Origin of the sequence: Thioclava sp. GXIMD2076, from assembly GCF_037949795.1 — a bacterium.
Taxonomy (GTDB): Bacteria; Pseudomonadota; Alphaproteobacteria; order Rhodobacterales; family Rhodobacteraceae; genus Thioclava; species Thioclava kandeliae.
Window position 1 is genome coordinate 1,806,446 of record NZ_CP149932.1, and the last position, 20,753, is coordinate 1,827,198.

The window sequence follows — 20,753 nt, forward strand, 5'->3', positions numbered from 1 at the left end:
ATACCATGGCGCGTTCCCTTTATACCTCGCGCCTGAACCTTCGGGCTTTCCGGCTCGAGGATGCCCCCGATATTGTCGCAGGTCTTTCGGATTTCGAGACCACGCGCTGGTTGGGCCGTGCGCCGCATCCCTACCGGATGTCCGATGCCATGGCCTTTCTCGAGCGGAGTATGACCAGTGATCTGGTCTGGGCGATCGAGGATGCGCGAGGCTTTGCCGGCATGATCGGTATGGTGGGGGAGCTGGGATACTGGATCAGCCCGCATGCGCGTGGACATGGCTATGTCTTTGAAGCCGCGCATCTTTTGGTAGCGCGTCATTTCGCAGATCCGCGGGTTCTTGACCTTGCGGCGGGTTATTTCATCGGCAATGGAGCCTCGGCCCGCATCCTGCATCGGCTGGGCTTTCAGCCCGATGGCGCCCCCGACAAGCGGCTCAGCGTCGCATGGGGCAGTCTTCGTCCGCATCAGCCGCTCCGCCTGTCCCGCAGCGATTGGGCGGCACGCGCCGTCCCGCGCCTGATAACCGACCGTCTGGAGATCACGCCCCTCAAGAGCACCGATGCAGGCGCCTTCCACCGGCTGGTCACCCTGCCGGAGGTCGGGCGTATGTTGCAGATATTTCCTGCCGACTGGTCGCTTCCCGAGGCGCAGGGCTTCGTTGCGCGCGCTGCCTGGCAGGCTGCGCGGCCCTGTCGTCTGGCGCTGCGGCGAGAGGGACGGCTCATAGGCTCCATCGGGATCGGCCTCGGGGACTGCCCGCATCTTTTCTATTTCCTCGACCCCGCCCATTCGGGGCAGGGCCTGATGGGCGAAGCCCTCGCAAGCTTCATCGCGTGGCTCGAAAGCTTCTGGGGGCTTCGCCAATTGCAAGCGCGCGTCTTCACCGACAACCCCGCCTCCCGCCACCTTCTCGAAAAGGCGGGTTTCCGACATACGGGCTCCGGTCGCGGCCAATCTGCGCAGCGGGACCGGTCCGCCCCTGATTGGGAAATGTGCTACACTGCTCCCGATCCGGTCTTCCACTGTCCATAAATATCCCGGGGGTGTGGGGGCTGGCCCCCACTTCCGACCTTGATCCGCGCGCGCAGGCAGCGTATCCAGCGCCCTTGGTATCAACACCACATCACGCCCCAAATCCAAGCCGAACCCCGAAGGGACCTATCCGATGAAATTTCTCGACCTCGCCAAAGTCTATATCCGTTCCGGCGGCGGCGGTGCCGGTTGTGTCTCTTTCCGGCGCGAAAAATTCATCGAATTCGGCGGTCCCGATGGGGGGGATGGCGGCAAGGGCGGCTCGGTTTATATCGAGGCGGTCGAAGGGCTGAACACGCTTATCGATTTCCGCTACCAGCAGCACTTCTTCGCGAAAACCGGTCAGCATGGCATGGGCAGCCAGCGCACCGGCAAGGATGGCGATGATATCGTGCTGAAGGTTCCGGTGGGCACCGAGATCATCGAGGAAGACGAGGAAACCGTCATCGCCGATCTGACCGAGGTCGGGCAGCGCATCCTGCTGGCCAAAGGCGGGAATGGCGGCTGGGGCAACCTGCGCTTCAAATCCTCCACCAACCGCTCGCCCTCCAAGGCCAATCCCGGTCAGGAAGGCGTCGAGCGCACCATCTGGCTGCGCCTGAAGCTGATCGCGGATGCGGGGCTTCTGGGCATGCCCAATGCGGGCAAATCGACCTTCCTCGCGACGGTCTCCAATGCCCGCCCGAAAATCGCGGATTACCCGTTCACGACGCTCGTGCCTAACCTCGGCGTTGTGGGTGTGGATGGGCGCGAATTCGTCATGGCCGATATTCCGGGTCTGATCGAGGGCGCCTCCGAAGGCCGTGGGCTGGGCGACCAGTTCTTGGGCCATGTCGAGCGCTGCTCGGTGCTGCTGCATCTGGTCGATGGCACCTCCGAGACGGTGGCCGAGGATTGGGAGACCATCGTGGGCGAACTGGAAGCCTATTCCGAGGCGCTCTTCGACAAGCCCCGCGTGACCGTTCTCAACAAGATCGACGCGCTGGATGAGGATACCTTGGCCGAACGCAAGGCCGAGCTGGAAGAGGCCGTGGGCGGCAAGGTCTATCTGATGTCGAGCGTCGCGCAACAGAATGTGCAGGGGGTGCTGCGCGCGCTCTGGGCGCAGATTGTGGAAGACCGCGGCGGCAATGGCGAGGATGAGGGCGGATCGTGGCAACCCTAACTGCGGGCATCACGGCAGGGCAGGCACCGCGCCTGTCGCAAGCCAAACGGGTAGTGATCAAGATCGGATCGGCGCTTCTGGTCGATCAGGCGGGGCTCAGGACTGCCTGGCTACAGGCGCTGGCCGAGGATGTGGCGTGGCTCAGAGGGCAGGGGACCGATGTGGTGCTGGTGTCTTCGGGCTCCATCGCGCTTGGACGCCGGATCCTGAAACTCGCCTCGGGCGATCTCGCGCTGGAGCAGTCGCAGGCAGCCGCAGCCGTAGGCCAGATCCGGCTGGCACAGGGCTATCAGGAGATGCTGGCGCCGCATGGGGTGACCACCGCGCAGGTGCTGATGACGCTCGATGACACGGCCAATCGCCGTCGCTATCTGAACTCGCGCGCGACGCTCGAAACCCTTTTGGGGCTCGGTGTCGTGCCGATCGTCAACGAGAACGACACCGTGGCCACCGACGAGATCCGCTTCGGCGATAACGACCGTCTGGCGGCCTCGATCGCGGTGACCATCGGGGCCGATCAGCTGGTGCTCCTGTCGGATGTGGACGGGCTCTATTCGGCCAATCCGAAAACCGACCCCTCGGCGCAGCATTTCCCGATCGTGCCGCATATCACCCCCGAGATCGAGGCGATGGCGGGCGATCCGATCTCCGGCGTCTCCAAGGGGGGCATGAAGACCAAGCTGCTGGCGGCCAAGGTGGCGGTGGCAGGCGGTTGCGCGATGGCGATTGCCGATGGGTTCGTGCAGCACCCGCTCAAGGCGCTCGAAGAGGGCGCGCGCACCAGTTGGTTCCTGCCCGAGGGCGACCCGAGAACCGCGCGCAAACGCTGGATTTCGGGGATGAAACCGCAGGGCCAGATCCATGTGGACCAGGGCGCGGTGCAGGCGCTTGCACGGGGCAAATCGCTTCTGCCGGCCGGTGTGATCCGCGTGTCGGGGCAGTTCGGTCGTGGCGAGCCGGTGACGGTGATCGCGCCTGACGGGCAGATCGTGGCCAAGGGTCTGACCCGCTATACGTCCGAAGAGGCGCGCGCGATTGCGGGCCACCAGTCGCAGGAGATCGCCGAGATCCTGACCTATCCGGGACGGGCGGCGCTGATCCATCGTGATGACATGGTCTCGCTGACCTGAACCGGATCAACGGATTGAAAAGGCGTGTGGAGCGATCCGCGCGCCTTTTGTCATGTCAGGCCCAGAACATCAGCCAGACGGCCAGCGCCACGGCGCAGGTGGCGGTATAAAGGCCGTTCCAGCGCCAGCTGACCGTAGCCGGGGTTACATCTCCGAGCCGCGCCACCAGCATGACCGAGGCGGTGAAGGGCGAGGTTACCCCCGACAGCGCCCAGCCCGCGGTGATCGAGAGCACGATGGCGGTGGGCGAGATGCCCAGCTCTGCTGCACTCGGCAACAGCGGCCCGAACAGCGAGACAAAGAGGATCGGGTTCATCCCCAGCTGCCCGCCCAGCGGGATCAGCAGGATCGGCAGGATCAGGAGGAGCCAGACCGGCAGCGCCGCCAGATCAAGGCCGCTGGCCGCGACGATCGGTGCCAGCATGGTGCCTGCGGTCGAGCCGATGAAGCCGGCCATCGACAAAAGCACGATCTCGTTGCGGAAGGACGGCAGCTCGATAAAGCCGAATTCGCAGGCATGGAGCGCAAAATGGTGGCCGCGCTCCTTGGGGGGCGCACCCACCAGCAGCCAGCCTGCCGAAAGAAGCGGGATGATCAGCAGCACCGACATTGCCGCCGAAAGCCCCGCCACCAGATCGAGCACGATCACCGGAATGGCGATCAGGATGATCAGCCACAGGACAGGCAGGAGGTCGCGGGCAGTGGTGGGCAGAGTGGCCGAGAGAGGCGTGGCGTGATGGCCTGCGGGGATGGTGGGTTTGAAGATCTGGTCCATCGTCCAGCCCACCCCGATCAGGATCGCGGAGGAGACCAGTGCGGGCAGGATGATATGGTTGATCTCGGCGCCATCGACGATGGAGGTAGAGATGACCATGGCAAAGCCGAGTGGCGACCAGCACAGGCTCGCGGCAAAACCACGATGGACAGCCTGCAGCATACGGCGGATGCGGATCTTGCGGATTTCGGGGTCGGGCTCGCGGTCCGAGGAGGCCCGTGACATCCCGCCCAGAACCGAGATCGCGCCGTAATTCAGCATCGGTGCAAAGGCCTGCACCCCGAGCGTCAGCGCGCTATAGCGCCGTCCGGGGGGCTGGCTGGCCAGAAAAACCGCAGCGCGGGTGATCTTGTCGGAAATGCCCGCAACGTGGCGCAGCGTGGCCAATGCGCAGAAAAAGGCAACGATGAAGCTGGCCCGCGCAAGCCCCTCGGAAATTACGGTCCAAGGCGCGCTGTAGAATACGAAGGCATAGACCACCAGTGCGAAGGCCACCACCACGAAGACACGGCGCGATCCCTTTACGCTCGGCACCAGCGCCAGCACCGAGAGCACGGTCAGCACTTTGGCGGCAGGCCCGGCAAAGAAAAACACGTCCCAATTCGACAGAATGGTGAAGAGGATGATCAGCCCGAGCATGACCCCTATGGTTTTGTCCAACAGCTTTGTGGCTTTGAGCTGTTCGAGGCTGGTGGCCATGATCGGGGTCCTTATGGAAGAGAGGCTAACCGTGAAAGCGGTCAGGCGTTAAGGGTGATCCAGACGGGCACATGGTCCGAGGGCTTATCGCGGCCGCGGATCTCGCGGTCGATCTGGCAATCGGTCATCAGATCGGCGGCCTGCGGGCTGAGCAGCAGATGGTCGATGCGGATGCCGTTATTGCGCGCCCATGCGCCTGCCTGATAATCCCAGAAGGAATAATGACCGGGGCCGAAGGTGCGGGCACGGAAGGCTTCGGTGAAGCCGAGGTTCAGGATGCGGCGGAAGGCGGCGCGGCTTTCGGGGAGAGCGAGGGCATCCTTCTGCCAGCTCTCGGGCTTGGCGGCATCCTCGTCTTGCGGGATAATATTGTAATCCCCTGCAAGAACCAGCGGCTCTTCCAGCGCCAGAAGTTCGGTGGCGCGGGCGTGCATACGCTCCATCCAGCCGAGTTTATAGCCGTATTTTCCCTCCGCAATCGGCGTGCCATCGGCATCGAATTCGACGGGATTTCCATTGGGTAGGTAGAGCCCGCAAACGCGCACCGCGCGATCCCCGATCACGGTGGCCTCGATCCAGCGGGCCTGTTCGTCGCTCTCGTCTCCGGGCAGACCGCGGATGATGTCTTCGAGCGGAAGTTTCGACAGGATCGCCACACCGTTGAAGCTTTTCTGGCCATGGGTTTCGACACGGTAACCCAGATCTTCGATGATCTCGCGGGGGAAAGCCTCATCGACGGATTTGATTTCCTGTAGAAGGGCCACATCGGGATCGGCTTCCTTGAGCCAGTCGACCAGCGCATTGATACGCGCCTTGATACCGTTGATGTTGAATGTCGCGATCTTCATGCGGCTCTCCCGTTCTTTTCCCCGTGATAGGCAAGAGGCGCTGACGTAACAACCATGAACCGTGCTGAGAAACAGGATTTCCTGCTGAATTGATCTCAGCAGATTGGCTTAGAGATCGAGGACAAGCCTCTGGCCTTTGTAATGGCCACGGATCAGTTTGATGCCGCGTTTGTGGCGGGCGAACTGATCGAGCCAGTCGCGATAGCGGTCATTGGTGATGACAGGCGCGCCGAGGCGGGTGGCATGGCGCAGGATCTCGGGATCGGCGGGGGCGCCACGATCGACAACCTGTATCTGGTCGGGCTCGAGGCCCAGCAGCGGCGCAAGTTCGGCCTCCGACATATAGTGATCGGAGATCTTGTAGCCGATATTCGCGTCGAAAATCACGAGAGGCGTGTAATGGGCAGCCTTGGCACGGGCAATGACGCGCTGGAGGGGCAGGAGTTCGGGCAGGTTCCTGCGCCAGTGGATGACGTTCGATCCGTCGATGACGACGGGTTTGCGTCTGCGAACGGGGGGCTTGACCGGACGGGGCCTTGCCGCACGTCTAGGTCGCGAGAACGCGCCTCGGAAAAAATCGCGCGCAGAGATCCCGCGCAGGGCGAGGATCAGGGCGGCAATCGCGGTAAAAACAAGAACAAGCGCAAGGTCGGGCTGGTTCAGGGTAAAGGCTGTAATTGCGCCAATCACCGACCCGACAAGAAGAATGAACGGTATCCGCATGGGCGGCCTTCAAAAAGAGCGGACCTCCGGAATACTGGAGGCCCCCTTGTTATCACATCGAGAAGGAGATCCCGCAGCCGCAGGATGACACCGCATTGGGGTTGTTGACCACGAAGCGCGCGCCGATCAGCTCGTCAGTGAAATCGATCACCGCGTTTTCCAGAAACGGCAGTGAGACAGGGTCGATCAGGACCTTCTGGCCTGCACCCTGCAGGATCAGGTCGTCCTCTGCGGATTGCTCCTCGAGTTTGATGTCATACTGGAAGCCCGAACAGCCGCCGCCCTCGACGGCCACGCGCAGCGCGCGAGGTGTATCGGCATCTTCGTTGATCTCGGCGAGCCGCGCAAAGGCGCGCTCGGTCACTTTTGGCGGAATCTGCAGCATTTTCACACGCTTTCTGCCCCGATGGGCCTGTTCTTCCCTAGTTCTTCCCTAGGGTGGGGGATATAGGTAGTCTCATATGCCGCGACAAGAAGAGGTTGCCGTGCTCAAGCCTTATGCCTGTCACCCCGAAAAGACTCGGGGCCGACTTATTCCGGAAAGTTATTCCACGTTCCGCACCCCGTTTCAACGGGATCGCGACCGGATCATCCATTCCTCGGCTTTCCGCCGGCTCAAACACAAGACGCAGGTCTTTGTCGAACATGAGGGCGATTACTACCGCACCCGTCTGACCCATACGATCGAGGTGGCGCAGGTGGCGCGCACGATCGCCAACCATTTGGGGCTCAATGCCGATCTGGCCGAGACGGTGGCGCTGGCCCATGATCTGGGGCATCCGCCCTTCGGCCATACGGGCGAGGATGCGCTGCATGAGCTGATGATGCCCTATGGCGGTTTTGACCATAACGCGCAGGCCTTACGCATCGTGACCAAGCTCGAGCGCCATTACGCCGAATTCGACGGGCTGAACCTGACATGGGAAGCCCTTGAGGGCATTGCCAAACATAATGGTCCGGTGATCTCCGACAAAGGCGGAAGCCACACCGTCGCACGCCGCGAGGATCTGCCCTATGCGCTGGCCGAGATCGATGCCAGTTGGGATCTGGAACTGGCCTCCAATGCCAGTGCCGAGGCGCAGGTGGCCGCGGTCGCCGATGATTGCGCCTATAACCATCACGATCTGCATGACGGGTTGCGCGCGGGGCTCTTCACGGAAGACGATCTGTGCGAGCTGCCGGTGATCGGCGAGTGTTTCGAGGCGGTCGACAAGCTCTATCCGGGGCTCGACCGCTCGCGGCGCCAGCATGAGGCGCTGCGCCGCGTGTTTGGTGTGATGGTCGAGGATGTGATCGCCGTGGCCCAGAACCGGCTGGAATCACTGCGCCCCGAGCGGGTGGAGGATATCCGCTCGATGGACGGGCCGATCATCCGCTTCTCGAAGCCGCTCTACCAGAACCTCAAGGCGATCAAGCGCTTCCTGTTCACCCGTATGTATCGCGCGCCCTCGGTGATCGTGGAGCGCAAGCGGGTGACCACGATGGTTAACGGGCTCTTCCCCTATTTCATGGAGAACCCGCAGCATCTGCCCTCGGATTGGCAGGGCGATGTGGGCAAGGCCTTGGCCTCGGGTGGTGATGCCGAGATCCTGCTGGCGCGGGTGGTGCTCGATTATGTGGCAGGCATGACCGACCGTTTCGCCATTCAGGAATATCACCGGCTGATCGATCCGGATCTGTGAGCCGGGTCCGGGAGAGCTGACGGAAAAGGGGGGCGCAGGCCCCCCTTTTTATTGGTGCCCGAGGGCCGGCGGCAGGGCTAGCCAGCGACCACGGTGAAGGGCGGATCGCAGGGGACCTCCTCCAGATTGGCGCCCGCGCCGATACGGTCGACCACGGCAAAGAGGCCCGGCCCGTCGAGCGGCGTCAGCACGCCATGCCATGTGCCACGGTGGAAGTTGATCGCCTGTGCGCCATCCGACAGGAAGGCACGCGGTGCGCCCGGTGTGCCGCCCGCATCAGGGGCCACGATAATCAGGAACGGGTGTTCCGACATCGGAATGAAACACTGGCTGCCATCGGGATGACGTTCCAGCAGGTCGCAGTCATAGGGCAGGGTGCGGATCTCTGCCTTGAAGATCGACACACCCGCGCGGCCCTCGAAGAAACTCAGACTGGCGCGGTCGTGATAGCGGCCGCATTTGCCCGCATTGATGATCTTGTCGGGCGCGCCCGTCGCATCAAGCACATCACCGAAAGGGGCGAAAGCCTCGGCGGTCAGCGGTTCGGTCCGGATCATCGGCCCAGCATCCCGCGCAGGGGCATATGGCGGTTTACGTCCTTATAAAGCAGGTAACGGAACGGTCCGGTGCCGCCCGCATAGCAAGCCTGCGGGCAGAAGGCGCGCAGCCACATGAAATCGCCGCCCTCGACCTCGACCCAGTCCTTGTTGAGCAAATAGACACCGCGCCCTTGCAGCACATAGAGCCCATGTTCCATCACATGGGTCTCTGCGAAGGGGATCGTGGCGCCGGGCTGGATGGTGACGATATTCACATGCATGTCGTGGCGCATGTCATCGGGTTCGACAAAGCGGGTGGTGGCCCATTTGCCCTCGGTGCCCTCCATCGGGCGGGCGGCGGTCACCTGATCGGAGGTGACGAAGCTTTCGGGTTTCGCGATGCCCTCGGCAGGCTCCCAGATCTTGCGGATCCACATCAGCGAGACGGGCGCATCGGAAGTATTGGCCAGTGACCAGTCCTCGCCCGGTGCGAGGAAGGCATAGCCGCCATCGCTCATCTTGTGCGTCTCGCCCTTAAGGGTCAGCTCCAGCGCGCCTTTGAGGACAAAGATCACCCCTTCGGCCTGCGCATCGGGTTCGGGCTTGCTGGCGCCGCCGCCCGGAGCGATCTCGACGCTGATTTGCGCGAAGGTCTCGGCAAAGCCCGACATCGGGCGCGCGAGCACCCATGCCCGCGCCTTGTCCCAGCCCGGCAGATAGGAAGTAGTGATATCCGACAGCGTATGCGCGGGCAGGAAGGCATAGGCCTCGGTGAAGACGGCACGATCGACGGTGCGCGAATTCTGGTCGCGCAGGCCGCCCGGTGGGGCGTAGTAAAGAGAACTCATCAGATATCCATATCATTCAGGCGGTGACGCGCGATCCGTTCGACCTGCTGGCAAGCGGCCTTGAATTCGGTATCGGCGTCATGGGTGAGGCGGGTGCGGAAGGCCTCGAGGATCGAGGCCTTGTCATGGTCGCGCACGGCGATGATGAAGGGGAAGCCGAATTTCTCGACATAGGCGGCGTTGAGTTCCTCGAAGAGGCTGCGCTCGTCATCGGTGAGCGCATCAAGACCGGCGCTGGCCTGCTCGGAGGTGCTCTCGGCGGTCAGGCGCTTGGCTTGAGCCAGCTTGCCCGCCAGATCGGGGTGGGCCCGCAGCACGGCCAGCTGTGCCTCATGGCCCGCGCTGCGGAAGATCCGTGAGAGCGCATTGGCGACACCTGCGGCACAATCGTGGGCGGGGCCCAGCTCCAGCTCCCATGCGCGCGAGGCAATCCATTCGGAATGCTCGAAAATATGGGCGAAGGTCTTGGCAAAGGTCTGTTGGTCCATCTCGCTCGGGCGCGGTTTATGGACTGGCGGATGCGCCTCGGCCCAATGGGCTGCGATCTGGCCACGGGTGGCAAACCAGACACCCTCATGGGCGCGTGCATAATCGAGAAAGCGCTTGAGCCCCGCGATTTTGCCCGGACGCCCGATCAGGCGGTTATGCAGGCCGATCGAGAACATCTTGGCCTGCCCTGCCACGCCTTCGGCATAAAGCGTGTCGAAGCTGTCCTTGAGATACTGGAAGAACTGTTCGCCCTCGATATAGCCGGGCGCCGTGGCAAAGCGCATGTCATTGGCTTCGAGCGTGTAGGGGATCACCAGTTGATCACGCCCATCGAGCGTCAGCCAATAGGGCAGATCGTCATCATAGGTGTCCGAGATCCAGTCGAACGCGTGGGTTTTTGCAGTAAGCGCCACGGTATTGGCAGAGCAGCGGCCCGTATACCAGCCCTTGGGCGGGGTGCCCACGACCTCGGTATGCAGGCGGATCGCCTCGGCAATCTGGCGCGTCTCCTCCTCGGCGGGCATATCCTTGTGTTCGACCCATTTGAGCCCGTGACTGGCGATCTCCCATCCGGCCTCTTTCATGGCATCGACCTGTTCGGGGCTGCGTGCCAGCGCTGTGGCGACGCCGTAGATGGTGACCGGAAGGTTCATACGGGTGAACAGGCGGTGCAGACGCCAGAAGCCCGCGCGTGCGCCATATTCGTAGATCGATTCCATATTCCAGTGCCGCTGGCCGGGCCATTGGGCCGCACCCGCGATGTCGGAAAGGAAGGCCTCGGAGGCTGCATCACCATGCAGGATGCTGTTCTCGCCACCTTCCTCGTAGTTCAGGACCAGCGATATCGCGATCTTCGCGCCGCCGGGCCAGGCGGCATCGGGGGCGTTGCGGCCATAGCCACGCATGTTTCTGGGATATCGGGTCATTTCGCTCTCCTGTCTTGGGGTGATCAAACGTCCAAATGCGCGGGGTTTCAAGAGCCCGCTTACGGAAACGGGCGCGACAAAGCGGCAGAGAACGGGTTGCACCTTCCCCGCGCCCGCGCCAAGCTGTGACAAAACGAGGAGGCTCCCGATGAGCGGCTATCTGACCACACATGTTCTGGACACCGCGCGGGGATGTCCGGCGGCAGGCCTGCAGGTGACGCTTTACCGGCTGAAGGGCGAGGCCCGTGAAAAGCTTGCCGTGATGCGCACCAATTCCGACGGACGAACGGATCAGCCGATTCTTCCAGCGGAGGGTTTCGAGGTGGGAACCTATGAACTGCTGTTCGAGGCGGGCGAGTATCTGCGCGAGAGCGGACAAGGCGGGCCCGAGCCGCTCTTTCTCGATCAGGTGCCGATCCGGTTCGGTATCAGCGATGCGCAGGCGCATTACCATGTGCCGCTGCTGCTTTCGGCCTTCGGTATGTCGACCTATCGAGGCAGTTGAGGCGATGACCGAAATTTATACGGTGACAGATGAAAATTTTGACGCCTTCGATGCGGAACGGTCCAAAGCGGTTTGGGCTGAGCTTGCAGTCACAGGAAAAATCGAGAGGTTTTAATACGAAAGCGTTGAGCAAACCGTGAACGTCCCTTGCGAAGGGCGGTGCGCGATCATAAGACTCAAGTAACGATTTTGGCGTTAGACATGTCTGACTAATGACAGGGAAGGGCAGATTTCCATGAAAGACCCGATGGATACCTACATGAACACGCTCGTGCCGATGGTGGTCGAACAGACCTCGCGCGGTGAGCGTTCCTACGACATTTATTCGCGCCTGCTGAAAGAGCGCATCATTTTCCTGTCCGGCCCCGTGCATGATGGCATGTCGACGCTGATCTGCGCGCAGCTTCTGTTCCTCGAGGCCGAGAATCCGTCGAAAGAGATTTCGATGTATATCAACAGCCCCGGCGGTGTGGTGACGGCAGGTCTGTCGATTTATGACACCATGCAATACATCAAGCCGAAGGTGTCGACGCTGGTCATCGGTCAGGCAGCCTCGATGGGCTCGCTTCTGCTGACCGCAGGCGAAAAAGACATGCGTTTCTCGCTGCCTAACTCGCGTGTCATGGTCCACCAGCCGTCTGGCGGGTATCAGGGTCAGGCGACCGATATCATGATCCACGCACAGGAAACGGCAAAACTGAAACGCCGCCTCAACGAGATCTATGTCAAGCATACCGGCAATGACTACGAGACCGTTGAAGCCGCACTCGAGCGCGATAACTTCATGTCGGCAGAGCAGGCCAAAGACTGGGGTCTGATCGACGATATTCTCGAAAATCGCGGGAAATCTGAAGAGAAGAAGTGACCCTCCCTTAACCGGGAGAGGTAATTTGACATTGGCATGACGGTCGGGCTGCCCTAGACTTTGGCAGCGGGTGGCCCGCCGCCCAGAAGGTCCGGACCCGCCCGGCCGTTACTGCAGAGGGATATCATGGCGAACACTACAGGCTCCGACAGCAAGAACACCCTTTACTGTTCCTTCTGCGGCAAAAGCCAGCACGAGGTCCGAAAGCTGATTGCCGGGCCGACTGTATTCATCTGCGATGAATGCGTTGAACTTTGCATGGACATTATCCGCGAGGAAACGAAATCGGCAGGGCTGAAATCCTCCGAAGGCGTGCCGACCCCGCGGGATATCTGCAACGTGCTGGATGATTATGTCATCGGTCAGGAGAAGGCCAAGCGCGTTCTCTCGGTCGCGGTGCATAACCATTACAAACGTCTCAATCACGGCACGAAACAGGATATCGAGCTTGCGAAGTCGAACATCTTGCTGATCGGCCCGACCGGCTGCGGTAAAACGCTTCTGGCCCAGACACTGGCACGCATTCTCGACGTGCCCTTCACGATGGCCGACGCGACCACGCTGACCGAAGCGGGCTATGTGGGCGAGGATGTCGAGAATATCATCCTGAAGCTTCTGCAGGCGTCGGAATATAACGTCGAGCGCGCGCAGCGCGGTATTGTTTATATCGACGAGGTCGACAAGATCACGCGCAAGTCCGACAACCCCTCGATCACCCGCGACGTGTCGGGCGAGGGCGTGCAGCAGGCGCTTCTGAAGATCATGGAAGGCACCGTGGCCAGCGTTCCGCCGCAAGGGGGCCGCAAACATCCGCAGCAGGAATTCCTGCAGGTGGATACCACGAATATCCTCTTCATCTGCGGCGGCGCCTTCGCGGGGCTCGACCGGATCATCGCACAGCGCGGCAAGGGGTCGGCCATGGGCTTCGGCGCCGATGTGAAGAACAATGATGACCGCGGTGTGGGCGAGCTGTTCAGCGAACTCGAGCCGGAAGATCTGCTGAAATTCGGGTTGATCCCTGAATTCGTGGGGCGTCTGCCGGTCATCGCGACGCTGACCGATCTGGATGAAGAGGCGCTTGTCATCATCCTGACCCAACCGAAGAACGCGCTGGTCAAGCAATACCAGCGTCTGTTCGAGATCGAGGGCGTGGATCTGACCTTCACCGAGGATGCGCTGTCGGCGATTGCCAAACGTGCGATCGAACGGAAAACCGGTGCGCGTGGTTTGCGCTCGATCCTCGAGGATATCCTTCTGGATACGATGTTCGAACTGCCGGGCATGGACAGCGTCAACGAGGTGGTGGTCAATGAAGAGGCTGTCACCCAGGCGAGCGCCAAGCCGCTGCTGATCTATGCGGATGCCAAGAAAGAAGGCAGTTCTGCCAGCTGAGATTATACGCCGCTCCAAGGGATTGGGGCGGCGTTTTTGTGACCGGCTTCCGGTTGCTTGAGGATATCTGCGCACTGGACGTTATCCCGTGCTGCGATATAAGGGGCTTCGGGAAAGCCTGCGGAGGAACAAGATGAAAACCCTGCTTCAAATTCTGACTTGGTGGAATGGCCAGACGCTTAACACGCGGATCTGGTCGTCGCGCAATGGCAAGAAAGTCGGCGAGGACGAGCAAGGCAACATCTTCTACCAGACCAAGGACGGCAAGCGTCGCTGGGTGATCTATAATGGCGAGAGCCAGGCAAGCCGCGTGTCGCCCGATTGGCATGGCTGGCTGCACCATACCTTCGCCGAGCCGCCGACCGAGCGCCCGATGGTCCATAAGACATGGGAAAAGCCGCATGAGGAGAACCTCACCGGCACGCCCGCAGCCTATGCGCCGGCGGGATCGCTGCGCCGCGTAATGCCGGTCGAGCGCCGTGATTACGAAGCCTGGCAGCCCGAGTAGAAGAATGCGTATTCTGACGTCTCTTTGTGTGGCCGTTCTCGGCCTTTCTCCTTTTGCTGCCATGGCACAGGAGACCGGCGTGATGACGGGGTTGGCCGATGCGTCGGGCGCGCAGCTGCGCGGGCTCGACAAGATCAATGGCATCGCCTCCGATATTGCCTTGAAAACGGGGCAATCGGTGACCTATGGCACGTTGGAAGTGACGCTGGACCAGTGCCGCTATCCGTCCGACGACCCCAGCTCCAACGCTTTCGCCCATCTGACCATCCATGACAGCCAGGCCGACAAGACAGCCTTTTCCGGCTGGATGATCGCGTCGAGCCCTGCGCTCTCGGCGCTGGATAACCAGCGTTACGACGTCTGGGTCATCCGCTGCACCAACTCCTGAGCTGATGGGAGATGGCGGCGCGCGAAGTCGCCCTTGACCTCCAGAGCCTGTTCCAGCTGTGCACGATACTGCGCGCGGGGGATCTCGATCCCGCCGAGGCTGGCGAGGTGCGGTGTCAGATACTGCGTATCAAATAGCGTGAAGCCGCAGGTTTTGAGCCTGTCCACCACATAGGTAATCGCGATTTTCGACGCATTCTTGCGCCGCGAGAACATCGATTCGCCAAAGAATGCGCCGCCAAGGGTCACCCCAAAAAGCCCGCCTACAAGCGCATCGCCGTCCCAGACCTCCATCGAATGGGCAAACCCATGCATGTGGAGCTGGTCATAAAGCGAGAAGAGCGCCTCATTGATCCATGTCTCGTCGCGCGCGGCGCAGCCCTCGACCGTGGCGCGGAACGCGTGATTGACGCGGATCCGATAGGGCATGCGCCGGATCTCGCGGGCCAGCGAGCGCGATAGGTGGAAACCCTCAAGGGGAATCACTCCGCGCAGTTTCGGCTCGAACCAGTAGAGGCGTGGGTCGTCGCGGCTTTCGGCCATGGGGAAAATGCCATTGGCATAGCCTGCAAGCAGGAGCTCTGCGGTCAGCGATTCTGCCATTTTATTGCCTGCATTATCGTTTTAGGGTCGTGCTATTGTGAGGATGGACCGAATTGAGAGCGAGCGCAAATAATGGGTTTCTTTGACTTTCTGCCGGAGATCGACCGGTATTCCGAAGATCCGGGAACGGTGGCGCGGATGAATGCCCGCCATCGCATGGTCATCAAGCCGCTCGAGGCCGAGATTGCGGGTAAGCGTGTGCTGGATCTGGCCGCGCATGATGGCCGCTGGGCCTATGCCTTTGCGGCGGCGGGTGCGGAGGAGGTGGTGGGGATCGAAGGCCGCCAGCCATTGATCGACCGCTTTGCCGAGTTTCCGCGCGAGCATCTGAAGAAAAAGGTCACGCTCAAATGCGGTGATATTTTTGCGGGTATGCAGGCCGAGATCGATGCGGGCCGGCGCTATGATGTCGTGGGTGTGCTGGGCATTCTCTATCATGTCATGGACCATATGCGGCTCTTCGATCTGGTGCGTCAGCTGGGGCCGAAGCTGGTGGTAGTCGATAGCGAGTTTCTCGACCGACCGGGTGCCGTGATCGCGCTGCAGCGCGAGCGGACGCATAAGGACCTGAATGCGATTGCCCAGTTCGCGGGGCAGGAGGTGACGGCGATCGGGATCCCCTCGCGCAAGGCAATGGACCTGATCGCCGAGGTGCAGGGCTTCGATATCGAATGGGTCGATTGGGCGGAACTGCCTGAAGGCCAGCGCGATTTTGTGGGGGATTACTACCGTGCAGGCGAGAAACGGCGCTATACCTGCCTGCTGCGCCCGAAGGATCTGTAGCGCCGCAAACCAAACGGAAAGGCCGCCCTGAACGGGCGGCCTTGTTGCTATTCTGGCGCCTGTGGCACCGTCCGGACAGGACGCGAAACCGTTACTCGTATTTCGCTTTCAGCCATTTCTCGAGCCAGTGGATCGAGTAATTTCCGGACTGGATATCGGGCTCCTGCAGAAGCGCATCAAATAGCGGGATCGTGGTGTCGATCCCGTCGATGATCATCTCGCCAAGCGCGCGGTGGAGGCGGGCAAGCGCTTCCTGACGGTCGGCACCATGCACGATCAGCTTGCCGATCAGGCTGTCGTAATAGGGGGGGATCTTGTAGCCCGCATAGAGCGCGCTATCGACCCGCACACCCAGACCGCCCGGTGCGTGGAAGGCCGTGACCTTACCGGGGCAGGGCGCGAAGTTCGGGATGCGCTCGGCATTGATCCGGACTTCGATAGCATGGCCGTTGATCTTGAGGTCGTCCTGCGTGAACTCCATGCCGAGACCTGCCGCCACACGGATCTGCTGGCGCACAAGATCGACGCCGAAGATCGCTTCGGTGACGGGATGTTCGACCTGCAGGCGGGTGTTCATCTCGATGAAGTAGAACTCGCCATCCTCGTAGAGGAACTCGATCGTGCCGGCGCCGGCATAGCCCAGCTCGCCGATCGCGTCGGCGCAGATCTTGCCGATACGCGCGCGTTCCTCGGGGGTGATGCAGGGGCCGGGGGCTTCTTCGAGCACCTTCTGGTGGCGGCGCTGCAGCGAGCAATCACGCTCGCCGAGATGGACGCCACGGCCCTTGCCATCACCGAAGACCTGGATCTCGATATGGCGCGGCTTCTGGAGGTATTTCTCGATATAGACCTCGTCATTGCCGAAGGCGGCCTTGGCTTCCGAACGCGCGGTGCGGAAGGCTACTTCGAGATCCTCGAGCGAGGTCGCGACCTTCATGCCGCGCCCGCCGCCGCCTGCGGTGGCCTTGATGATAACGGGGAAGCCCATACCCTCGGCGACCTCACGCGCGGTCTCGATATCGGGCACACCACCGGCAGAGCCCGGAACGACCGGAATGCCCAGACGTTTTGCGGTTTCCTTGGCGGTGATCTTGTCGCCCATCATGCGGATATGTTCCGCCGAGGGGCCGATGAAGGTGATGCCGTGATCTTCGAGCGCCTGCACGAAGGCGGCGTTTTCGGACAGAAAGCCATAGCCCGGGTGGATCGCCTGCGCGCCGGTGACCTCGCAGGCCGCGATGATCTGGCTGACTTTCAGGTAACTCTCGGAGGACGAGTTCGGACCGATACAGACCGATTCGTCCGCCATGCGGACATGCATGGCATCGGCATCGGCGGTCGAGTGGACAGCGACCGAGGCGATGCCCATTTCGCGGCAGGCGCGGATCACGCGCAGCGCGATCTCCCCCCGGTTCGCGATAAGGATCTTGTCAAACATTGGCTCTGCCTTATTCGATGATCATCAGGGGCGAGCCGAACTCGACGGGCGATGCGTCATCGATGAGGATGCGCTTCACGGTGCCCGATTTCGGCGCCGGAATGTGGTTCATGGTTTTCATCGCTTCGATGATCAGCACGGTCTGGCCTTCCTTGACCTGCGCGCCGACGGTCACGAAGGCGGCAGCCCCCGGCTCGGGCGACAGATAGGCGGTGCCGACCATGGGCGAGGTCACCGCACCCGGATGGGCGCTGAGATCTTCGGCGGCGGGAGCGGCAGCAGCAGGGGCGGCAGCGGGAGCTGCGGCAGGTGCGGGCGTCGCAACAGGTGCCGCAGCTGCGACCTGGGTCACAACAGTCGACTGTTTCGAGACGCGCACCTTCAGGCTGTCATCCTCGCCATATTCGCGGGTGACGGAGATCTCTGCCAGATCATTCGTATTCAGAAGCTCGGCTAGCGCCTGGATGAAGGCGACGTCGGTTTCACGGATATTGTTGCTCATGAGGTCCTCGAAAGGTGCGTGTTATAGCCTGTGTGGAATGCCAATGATCCTTTGTCCACAGGCGTTCTGGGGGGCTTATACGCCAAGCATGGCGCGGTGAAAAGCGCCAAGAGCCATCTCGGCGCTGCTGAAAATCACGGCAGTGAGAGGGTCATCGACCAGTTCTTTGGCAATGATCGAAATTTTTGCCGCATTTGTTATTTTACCATTTGATAAAAAATAAAAGGTGCGCAAGCTGGGAAAAAGTTGCAAGCAGGGAGGGCATCATGTCCAACAGCCAGCTCACAGCCGGAATAGTGGCGGGGCGGACCGACGCGGAGGCTCTGGCCTCGAATTTCAGCGATCTCCATCCGCCTCTGGATAACCACGAGGCGCGGGTGGCCGCGGACCGGTGCTATTTCTGCCATGACGCGCCCTGCGTCACGGCCTGCCCGACCTCCATCGATATTCCGCTGTTCATCCGGCAGATCTCGACCGGCACGCCCGAGGCTGCCGCAATGACCATCTTTGACAGTAATATTCTGGGGGGCATGTGCGCGCGCGTCTGTCCGACGGAAAACCTTTGTGAAGGTTCCTGTGTGCGCGAGACGGCCGAAGGCAAACCGGTGGAGATCGGCCTGCTGCAGCGCCATGCGACCGATACGCTGATGGCAAAACAGAGCCATCCTTATACCCGCGCGGCGCTGACCGGGCGCTCGGTGGCCGTGGTTGGCGCAGGGCCTGCGGGCCTGTCGGCGGCGCACCGTCTGGCTTTGAAAGGCCATGAGGTCACCATCTATGATGCCCGCCGCAAGCCGGGTGGCCTGAACGAATATGGGATCGCCTCCTATAAGGCGCCCGATGATTTCGCGCAAAAAGAGGTGGCGTGGCTGATGCAGATCGGTGGCATCACGATGGTCGAGAACTGGATGCTTGGCCGGAAGGGGGACGGCGATCTGGCCGAGCTGCTGGCCGAGTATGATGCGGTCTTCCTTGGGATGGGATTGTCGGGGGTGAATGCACTGCGCCTCGAGGGCGAGGAGAAGGACGGCATCCTTCCGGCGACGGATTTCATCGCCGATCTGCGTCAGGCCTCCGATCTGGCCGCGTTGCCGATCGGGCGCGATGTGGTGGTGATCGGGGGCGGCATGACGGCGGTAGATGCGGCGGTGCAGGCCAAACTTCTCGGCGCGCTCAACGTCACTATCGTCTATCGCCGCTCGCGCGCCGAGATGCCGGCATCAAGCTTCGAGCAGGATCTGGCGCTGTCCAAGGGCGTGCGGATCATCGAACATGCGGCGCCTGTGGGGATCATCGGGAATGGTGCGGTCCGCGAGATCGAGTTTGCCTATGCCAAAGCTGGTCCGAACGGGCTGGAGATGACCGACGAGACCTTCCGTCTGAAGGCGGACCAGTGCTTCAAGGCCATCGGTCAGACGCTTGGTGACACGCCCGAGGAGATCAAGATTGCGGGTGGCAAGATCATCACCGACGGGATCGGGCGCACCAGCATGGCCCGCGTCTGGGCGGGGGGCGATTGCACCCATGCCGGCGAAGATCTGACCGTGACGGCGGTCGCGCAGGGGCGCGATGCGGCTGAAGATATCCACTCTTTCCTGATGGAGGGCTGAGACATGGCCGATCTGTCGAGCAATTTCCTCGGTATCAAATCTCCCAATCCGTTCTGGCTGGCCTCCGCGCCGCCGACCGATAAGGAATATAACGTCCGCCGCGCCTATGAGGCCGGTTGGGGTGGGGTGGTCTGGAAGACCCTCGGGATGGAAGGCCCGCCGGTCGTCAATGTCTCGGGGCCGCGTTATGGCGTGGTCTATGGGGCCGACCGCCGCGTGTTGGGGATCAACAATATCGAGCTGATCACCGACCGCGACCTGCAGACCAATCTCGACGAGATGACCCGCGTCAAGAAGGACTATCCCGACCGCGCGCTGATCGCCTCGATCATGGTGCCTTGCGAGGAGGAGGCATGGAAGGCGATCCTGCCGCGCGTCATGGAAACCGGCGCCGACGGGATCGAGCTGAATTTCGGCTGCCCGCATGGCATGGCCGAGCGCGGCATGGGCTCTGCGGTAGGGCAGGTGCCGGAATATATCGAGATGGTCACCCGCTGGTGCAAACAGTATTACGATAAGCCGGTGATCGTGAAGCTGACGCCCAATATCACCGATATCCGCAAGCCCGCCGAGGCCGCCAAGCGCGGTGGCGCCGATGCGGTGAGCCTGATCAACACGATCAACTCCATCACCAGCGTGGATCTGGACAGTTTCGCGCCGCAGCCGACGATTGATGGCAAGGGGTCGCATGGCGGCTATTGTGGCCCTGCGGTGAAGCCTATTGCGCTGAATATGGTGGCCGAGATCGCCCGCTCGCCCGAAACCGCAGGTCTGCCCATCTCGGGGATCGGTGGTGTGACGACGTGGCGCGATGCCGCCGAGTTCATGGCGCTCGGGGCGGGTAATGTGCAGGTCTGCACGGCGGCCATGACCTACGGGTTCAAGGTGGTGCAGGAGATGATCTCGGGTCTGTCGCAATATATGGACGAGAAGGGCTTCACCTCGATCGACGAGCTGGTGGGTCGCGCGGTGCCCAATACCACCGACTGGCAGTATCTCAACCTCAACTATGTGACCAAGGCCGAGATCAATCAGGATGACTGCATCAAATGCGGGCGTTGCTATGCGGTCTGCGAGGATACCAGCCATCAGGCCATCGCCGTCAGCGAAGATCGTGTCTATTCGGTGAAGGATGAGGAATGCGTGGCGTGCAATCTGTGTGTCGATGTTTGCCCGGTGGAGTGCATCACAATGCGCGAGCTGGAACTGGGCGAGATGGATCCGCGCACGGGGCGCGAGGTCGCGCCCTATGCGAACTGGACGACCCATCCCAATAATCCGGCCTCGCAGGCAGCGGAATGA

General features: G+C 61.7%; 23 protein-coding genes. 12 read left to right on the top strand and 11 right to left on the bottom strand.

Annotated elements, in window-relative coordinates; genetic code table 11:
- Positions 1–5: 5 nt before the first annotated feature.
- The 3 genes from WDB91_RS08930 to proB all read left to right on the top strand — a co-directional run bounded on the left by WDB91_RS08930 (position 6) and on the right by proB (position 3,329).
- Complete coding sequence (locus WDB91_RS08930) at positions 6–1,034, top strand: GNAT family N-acetyltransferase (protein ID WP_339112219.1); 1,029 nt, start codon at positions 6–8, stop codon at positions 1,032–1,034.
- 133 nt (positions 1,035–1,167) lie between these two features.
- Positions 1,168–2,199, top strand: coding sequence for a GTPase ObgE (gene obgE / locus WDB91_RS08935; protein WP_339112220.1), 1,032 nt, complete (start codon positions 1,168–1,170; stop codon positions 2,197–2,199).
- Between the two features lie 32 nt (positions 2,200–2,231).
- A complete protein-coding gene (proB, locus tag WDB91_RS08940; RefSeq protein ID WP_339114491.1) occupies positions 2,232–3,329 on the top strand; it encodes a glutamate 5-kinase in 1,098 nt (365 codons plus the stop codon).
- A 55-nt stretch (positions 3,330–3,384) separates the two neighbouring features.
- Here proB and WDB91_RS08945 read toward each other — a convergent pair whose 3' ends face one another.
- The 4 genes from WDB91_RS08945 to WDB91_RS08960 all read right to left on the bottom strand — a co-directional run bounded on the left by WDB91_RS08945 (position 3,385) and on the right by WDB91_RS08960 (position 6,759).
- The gene (locus WDB91_RS08945; RefSeq protein WP_339112221.1) at positions 3,385–4,803 is read right to left on the bottom strand and encodes a hypothetical protein; all 1,419 of its coding nucleotides are present in this window, start codon (positions 4,801–4,803) and stop codon (positions 3,385–3,387) included.
- Between the two features lie 41 nt (positions 4,804–4,844).
- Positions 4,845–5,651 carry an exodeoxyribonuclease III gene (xth, locus tag WDB91_RS08950; RefSeq protein WP_339112222.1) on the bottom strand — a complete coding sequence of 269 codons (807 nt, stop codon included), beginning with the start codon at positions 5,649–5,651 and terminating at the stop codon, positions 4,845–4,847.
- A gap of 108 nt (positions 5,652–5,759) precedes the next feature.
- The gene (locus tag WDB91_RS08955; RefSeq protein ID WP_339112223.1) at positions 5,760–6,374 is read right to left on the bottom strand and encodes a hypothetical protein; all 615 of its coding nucleotides are present in this window, start codon (positions 6,372–6,374) and stop codon (positions 5,760–5,762) included.
- A gap of 52 nt (positions 6,375–6,426) precedes the next feature.
- Positions 6,427–6,759, bottom strand: a complete 333-nt coding sequence (locus WDB91_RS08960; protein WP_339112224.1) for an iron-sulfur cluster assembly accessory protein — start codon at positions 6,757–6,759, stop codon at positions 6,427–6,429.
- A gap of 100 nt (positions 6,760–6,859) precedes the next feature.
- On the opposite strand from WDB91_RS08960, the gene WDB91_RS08965 reads away from it, so the two are divergent.
- On the top strand, positions 6,860–8,056 hold the full coding sequence (locus WDB91_RS08965; protein ID WP_339114492.1) for a deoxyguanosinetriphosphate triphosphohydrolase: 1,197 nt from the start codon (positions 6,860–6,862) through the stop codon (positions 8,054–8,056).
- Between the two features lie 77 nt (positions 8,057–8,133).
- Here WDB91_RS08965 and WDB91_RS08970 read toward each other — a convergent pair whose 3' ends face one another.
- Genes WDB91_RS08970 through puuE form a run of 3 tightly spaced genes read right to left on the bottom strand, consistent with a single transcriptional unit; the run spans position 8,134 to position 10,858 of the window.
- Positions 8,134–8,613: an ureidoglycolate lyase gene (locus WDB91_RS08970; protein WP_339112225.1), complete on the bottom strand. Its 480-nt coding sequence runs from the start codon at positions 8,611–8,613 to the stop codon at positions 8,134–8,136.
- The gene (locus tag WDB91_RS08975) at positions 8,610–9,443 is read right to left on the bottom strand and encodes a bifunctional allantoicase/(S)-ureidoglycine aminohydrolase (protein WP_339112226.1); all 834 of its coding nucleotides are present in this window, start codon (positions 9,441–9,443) and stop codon (positions 8,610–8,612) included. The genes WDB91_RS08970 and WDB91_RS08975 overlap by 4 nt, the downstream gene beginning before the upstream one ends.
- On the bottom strand, positions 9,443–10,858 hold the full coding sequence (gene puuE, locus WDB91_RS08980; RefSeq protein ID WP_339112227.1) for an allantoinase PuuE: 1,416 nt from the start codon (positions 10,856–10,858) through the stop codon (positions 9,443–9,445). Before puuE ends, WDB91_RS08975 begins: the two co-directional genes overlap by 1 nt.
- Before the next feature lie 148 nt (positions 10,859–11,006).
- Between puuE and uraH the strand changes: the two genes are divergently transcribed.
- From uraH to WDB91_RS09005, 5 genes are all read left to right on the top strand, one after another.
- Positions 11,007–11,363, top strand: a complete 357-nt coding sequence (uraH, locus tag WDB91_RS08985; protein WP_339112228.1) for a hydroxyisourate hydrolase — start codon at positions 11,007–11,009, stop codon at positions 11,361–11,363.
- 235 nt (positions 11,364–11,598) lie between these two features.
- A complete protein-coding gene (locus tag WDB91_RS08990; RefSeq protein ID WP_339112229.1) occupies positions 11,599–12,228 on the top strand; it encodes an ATP-dependent Clp protease proteolytic subunit in 630 nt (209 codons plus the stop codon).
- 126 nt (positions 12,229–12,354) lie between these two features.
- The gene (gene clpX / locus WDB91_RS08995) at positions 12,355–13,620 is read left to right on the top strand and encodes an ATP-dependent Clp protease ATP-binding subunit ClpX (protein WP_339112230.1); all 1,266 of its coding nucleotides are present in this window, start codon (positions 12,355–12,357) and stop codon (positions 13,618–13,620) included.
- 133 nt (positions 13,621–13,753) lie between these two features.
- On the top strand, positions 13,754–14,128 hold the full coding sequence (locus tag WDB91_RS09000) for an NADH:ubiquinone oxidoreductase subunit NDUFA12 (RefSeq protein WP_339112231.1): 375 nt from the start codon (positions 13,754–13,756) through the stop codon (positions 14,126–14,128).
- A 4-nt stretch (positions 14,129–14,132) separates the two neighbouring features.
- A complete protein-coding gene (locus tag WDB91_RS09005; protein ID WP_339112232.1) occupies positions 14,133–14,516 on the top strand; it encodes a DUF2155 domain-containing protein in 384 nt (127 codons plus the stop codon).
- On the opposite strand, the gene aat is transcribed toward WDB91_RS09005, so the two are convergent.
- Complete coding sequence (gene aat, locus WDB91_RS09010) at positions 14,480–15,118, bottom strand: leucyl/phenylalanyl-tRNA--protein transferase (protein WP_339112233.1); 639 nt, start codon at positions 15,116–15,118, stop codon at positions 14,480–14,482. The two genes, WDB91_RS09005 and aat, sit on opposite strands and share 37 nt — an antisense overlap.
- A 72-nt stretch (positions 15,119–15,190) precedes the next feature.
- On the opposite strand from aat, the gene WDB91_RS09015 reads away from it, so the two are divergent.
- On the top strand, positions 15,191–15,901 hold the full coding sequence (locus WDB91_RS09015; protein WP_339112234.1) for a class I SAM-dependent methyltransferase: 711 nt from the start codon (positions 15,191–15,193) through the stop codon (positions 15,899–15,901).
- 91 nt (positions 15,902–15,992) lie between these two features.
- On the opposite strand, the gene accC is transcribed toward WDB91_RS09015, so the two are convergent.
- From accC to WDB91_RS09030, 3 genes are all read right to left on the bottom strand, one after another.
- The gene (gene accC / locus WDB91_RS09020) at positions 15,993–17,339 is read right to left on the bottom strand and encodes an acetyl-CoA carboxylase biotin carboxylase subunit (protein WP_339112235.1); all 1,347 of its coding nucleotides are present in this window, start codon (positions 17,337–17,339) and stop codon (positions 15,993–15,995) included.
- A gap of 10 nt (positions 17,340–17,349) precedes the next feature.
- Positions 17,350–17,841: an acetyl-CoA carboxylase biotin carboxyl carrier protein gene (gene accB / locus WDB91_RS09025; RefSeq protein WP_339112236.1), complete on the bottom strand. Its 492-nt coding sequence runs from the start codon at positions 17,839–17,841 to the stop codon at positions 17,350–17,352.
- Positions 17,842–17,916: 75 nt separating this feature from the next.
- Positions 17,917–18,093 carry a hypothetical protein gene (locus WDB91_RS09030; protein ID WP_339112237.1) on the bottom strand — a complete coding sequence of 59 codons (177 nt, stop codon included), beginning with the start codon at positions 18,091–18,093 and terminating at the stop codon, positions 17,917–17,919.
- A 14-nt stretch (positions 18,094–18,107) separates the two neighbouring features.
- Between WDB91_RS09030 and WDB91_RS09035 the strand changes: the two genes are divergently transcribed.
- On the top strand, positions 18,108–19,451 hold the full coding sequence (locus WDB91_RS09035; RefSeq protein ID WP_339112238.1) for an NAD(P)-dependent oxidoreductase: 1,344 nt from the start codon (positions 18,108–18,110) through the stop codon (positions 19,449–19,451).
- A gap of 3 nt (positions 19,452–19,454) precedes the next feature.
- Positions 19,455–20,753: an NAD-dependent dihydropyrimidine dehydrogenase subunit PreA gene (preA, locus tag WDB91_RS09040; RefSeq protein ID WP_339112239.1), complete on the top strand. Its 1,299-nt coding sequence runs from the start codon at positions 19,455–19,457 to the stop codon at positions 20,751–20,753.

Excerpts from the sequence above, each read along its gene's own strand:
- clpX (WP_339112230.1), top strand. The coding sequence starts at position 12,355 with ATGGCGAACACTACAGGCTCCGACAGCAAGAACACCCTTTACTGTTCC.
- accC (WP_339112235.1), bottom strand. The coding sequence starts at position 17,339 with ATGTTTGACAAGATCCTTATCGCGAACCGGGGGGAGATCGCGCTGCGC.
- WDB91_RS09005 (WP_339112232.1), top strand. The coding sequence starts at position 14,133 with ATGCGTATTCTGACGTCTCTTTGTGTGGCCGTTCTCGGCCTTTCTCCT.
- WDB91_RS08930 (WP_339112219.1), top strand. The coding sequence starts at position 6 with ATGGCGCGTTCCCTTTATACCTCGCGCCTGAACCTTCGGGCTTTCCGG.
- WDB91_RS08945 (WP_339112221.1), bottom strand. The coding sequence starts at position 4,803 with ATGGCCACCAGCCTCGAACAGCTCAAAGCCACAAAGCTGTTGGACAAA.
- WDB91_RS08970 (WP_339112225.1), bottom strand. The coding sequence starts at position 8,613 with ATGATCCGGACCGAACCGCTGACCGCCGAGGCTTTCGCCCCTTTCGGT.
- WDB91_RS09000 (WP_339112231.1), top strand. The coding sequence starts at position 13,754 with ATGAAAACCCTGCTTCAAATTCTGACTTGGTGGAATGGCCAGACGCTT.
- obgE (WP_339112220.1), top strand. The coding sequence starts at position 1,168 with ATGAAATTTCTCGACCTCGCCAAAGTCTATATCCGTTCCGGCGGCGGC.
- aat (WP_339112233.1), bottom strand. The coding sequence starts at position 15,118 with ATGGCAGAATCGCTGACCGCAGAGCTCCTGCTTGCAGGCTATGCCAAT.
- accB (WP_339112236.1), bottom strand. The coding sequence starts at position 17,841 with ATGAGCAACAATATCCGTGAAACCGACGTCGCCTTCATCCAGGCGCTA.
- puuE (WP_339112227.1), bottom strand. The coding sequence starts at position 10,858 with ATGACCCGATATCCCAGAAACATGCGTGGCTATGGCCGCAACGCCCCC.
- WDB91_RS09035 (WP_339112238.1), top strand. The coding sequence starts at position 18,108 with ATGTCCAACAGCCAGCTCACAGCCGGAATAGTGGCGGGGCGGACCGAC.
- WDB91_RS08960 (WP_339112224.1), bottom strand. The coding sequence starts at position 6,759 with ATGCTGCAGATTCCGCCAAAAGTGACCGAGCGCGCCTTTGCGCGGCTC.
- xth (WP_339112222.1), bottom strand. The coding sequence starts at position 5,651 with ATGAAGATCGCGACATTCAACATCAACGGTATCAAGGCGCGTATCAAT.
- WDB91_RS08975 (WP_339112226.1), bottom strand. The coding sequence starts at position 9,443 with ATGAGTTCTCTTTACTACGCCCCACCGGGCGGCCTGCGCGACCAGAAT.
- preA (WP_339112239.1), top strand. The coding sequence starts at position 19,455 with ATGGCCGATCTGTCGAGCAATTTCCTCGGTATCAAATCTCCCAATCCG.
- uraH (WP_339112228.1), top strand. The coding sequence starts at position 11,007 with ATGAGCGGCTATCTGACCACACATGTTCTGGACACCGCGCGGGGATGT.
- WDB91_RS09015 (WP_339112234.1), top strand. The coding sequence starts at position 15,191 with ATGGGTTTCTTTGACTTTCTGCCGGAGATCGACCGGTATTCCGAAGAT.
- WDB91_RS08990 (WP_339112229.1), top strand. The coding sequence starts at position 11,599 with ATGAAAGACCCGATGGATACCTACATGAACACGCTCGTGCCGATGGTG.
- WDB91_RS08955 (WP_339112223.1), bottom strand. The coding sequence starts at position 6,374 with ATGCGGATACCGTTCATTCTTCTTGTCGGGTCGGTGATTGGCGCAATT.